This window comes from Burkholderia sp. (assembly GCF_018375725.1).
Lineage (GTDB): Bacteria > Pseudomonadota > Gammaproteobacteria > Burkholderiales > Burkholderiaceae > Burkholderia.
In genome coordinates, this window is sequence record NZ_JAHACR010000438.1 from 1 (window position 1) to 2,574 (window position 2,574).

Here is a 2,574-nt window from a genome sequence, read left to right on the forward strand (position 1 = left end):
GCGACGCGCATCGATGCGCCGGTCGCGATGACGTCGTCGACGACGATCGCCGTGCGCCCTTCGACCGGTTCCGGCGGCCATGCGCCCCGGTACAGCGCCTCGCGACGACGCAGTTCGTCGGTCTCCCGCGCCATCACTTCGTTGAACTGTGCGTCGGAGACGCCCATCGACGCAATCACCGACCGTTGCAGATACAGGGCGCCGCCGCTCGCGATCGCCCCCATTGCCAGTTCGGGATCGAACGGCACGCCGAGCTTGCGCACGACCAGCACATCGAGCGGCGCATGAAGCGCGCGCGCCACCGGATACGCGACCGGCACGCCGCCGCGCGGCAAGGCCAGTACGACGATGTCGGTGCGACCCGCATAGTCCCGCAGCGCGCTGGCGAGCTGATTGCCCGCGTCGGCGCGATCGACGAAACGATCCATGACGATCCGCCCTTTCCGCTCCTCGGTGCCGTGATGGGCGATGGCGGTGGCCGCATGCGCCCACCGCACCGCGACTGTCTTGAGCATGGCGCATGCGATCCGGCAATTCAAGTTCGGCGGCGGACGGTGCGCACGCCCGCCATGCATGCCGGTCTTTTTCGGCGAAAAACGGCGTCAGAGCCCGGCGGCCTGCCGGTACAACCGCCAGAATGCCTGCGCGTAGGTCTGCGCCAGTTCCGGCGCGCATGGGAACACATTCACAGTTTCCGCCTGCGCGGGCGCCCCCTCGGACAATGTCGTCAGCGCGACGCTGTCGTCGACGATCACGAAGCGCGGCGCGGGATCCGCATGCCGCGTGTCGATCGCGACATCGATGCCCGCCCCGGTCAGGTAAGCAGCGCCGCTGTATCGGCCGGACCGCGATGCCCGGTTCAGCACCACACGTACTTCGACCCCGCGCCCGTGCGCCGCACGCAACGCGCCGGCGACGGCGGGCGGCACCTGCGTGTACCCGGCCAGCCATACCCGGTGTTGCGCTTGCCGGATCAGGTCGACGGTCGCATCGGCGGCCGCATTGTCGTAGGAAAAATAGGCGCCGACCGACGCGGCGTCGGACGGTATCGGCGTGGCGTGGGCAGCCGTCGCGCAGCATAGCGCGACGACGAGGCAAGCGGCGGGTCTCATGGCGGGCGCCATTGTAGCGATGCCGTCATGCGTTGCAAGCGCCCCATGCAAGGCTGGCGCGCGGGCGCAACACACGCGCCCGATACGCATCGATTCAGACGCGTTCAGCCGGCCGCGACGCGCGCGAGCCAGCTCGTCAAACCGTCGACCGACCGGAAATCGGCCAGGCTGCGTGCCGGCAGCGCGGGATAGGCGCTCGCGGCCATCTCCGCGAGTGCACGGCCGGGACCCAGCTCGAGGAACGCCGTCGCGCCCGCCTCCACACAGCCGGCGAGCGTCGCGGCCCACTCGACCGGCTCGGCGATCTGGCGCGCGAGCTTGTCGAGCCCGTCCCCGACATCGAGCACGACCGCGCCGTCGATCCCCGAAAAGAGCCGGGTACCCGGCAGCGGCGCACGACGCACGCAGACCGACGCAAGCTCCGCCCGAAACGCCGGCACCGCCGTCGCGAGACGCCGTGTATGCGACGCGACCCGCACGCAAATAGGCGTCACCAGCCGTGCGCCGTCGCGGGCCGCCTCGGCGGCGATCGCATCGATATCGACACGCCGTCCGGCGATCACGCATGCGTCGCCGGGATTGGCGATCGCGATCGCGGCGTCGCGATCCGCGCATAGCGCCGCCACACGCTCGCGCGGCAGTCCCCGCACGAAAGCCATGCCCTCGTCGCCGCTGCTCGCGGCGTCCATCGCACGCGCGCGCGCGTCGGCCAGATCGAGCGTCTCGCCCGCGCCGATCAATCCGGCGATGCTCCACGACGCCAGCTCGCCAACGCTGTAACCGGCGACACAGCGCCGGCGCGGCAGCACCGCATCCAGCATCGCCGCGGCGGCAAGCGCCTGCAGCGTGCACAACAGTTGCGCCGTACGATTCTCCCGCCGTGCATCGGGATCGGCCTCACGCACCCATACACGAGGATCAGCGCCCAGCAACCGGCTTGCCTGCACGAACAGCGCGTCGGCCTGCGGGGCGGCGCCGGTCAGATCGAACATGTCCGCGTGCTGTCCGCCCTGACCGGAACACAGGATCGCGAGTGTCATGACGCCGTCTCCCCGCGTTCCAGCGCATCGACAAACACGCTCATCGCCAGCAGGTCGGCCGCGCCGCCCGGGCTCAGCCGCCGCGCAACGAACCCACGATGCACGCTCGCCGCACGCTCGCGCCAGCCGTTCGCCCGTACGCCGCCGCGCGCCATGAATGCGCGCGCCGCGGCCTGCGCAAAATCGAGACCGGCCTGTCCACCCCGATGCAGCAGGTTCGTATCGTCGAGCATCGCGATCAGCGCGAAGCAGGCATCGACGCGCGCCGCCTCCGGATCGCCCGGCACGTCGCGCGCCGCGCGGCGCAGCGCAGGCAGACCGATGCGGTAGACCGCCGGAAAGCCGTCCGCCGCTTCGCGGCGTGCGCCGCCGACACCATAGCGGCGGCGCACGCATTCGCCGTGGCTGTCGGGCAGGCGCGG

General features: G+C 71.0%; 4 protein-coding genes. All 4 read right to left on the reverse strand.

The window, feature by feature from the left end; translation table 11 throughout:
* On the reverse strand, positions 1-428 hold a 428-nt coding region (locus tag KH616_RS24035; protein ID WP_292253674.1), incomplete at its 3' end, for a phosphoribosyltransferase family protein.
* A gap of 174 nt (positions 429-602) precedes the next feature.
* On the reverse strand, positions 603-1,124 hold the full coding sequence (locus KH616_RS24040) for a phospholipase D-like domain-containing protein (protein WP_292253668.1): 522 nt from the start codon (positions 1,122-1,124) through the stop codon (positions 603-605).
* A 92-nt stretch (positions 1,125-1,216) separates the two neighbouring features.
* Positions 1,217-2,152, reverse strand: coding sequence for an acyltransferase domain-containing protein (locus KH616_RS24045; RefSeq protein WP_292253670.1), 936 nt, complete (start codon positions 2,150-2,152; stop codon positions 1,217-1,219).
* A partial coding sequence (locus KH616_RS24050; RefSeq protein WP_292253672.1) for a triphosphoribosyl-dephospho-CoA synthase occupies positions 2,149-2,574 on the reverse strand: 426 nt, incomplete at its 5' end. The genes KH616_RS24050 and KH616_RS24045, both read right to left, overlap by 4 nt.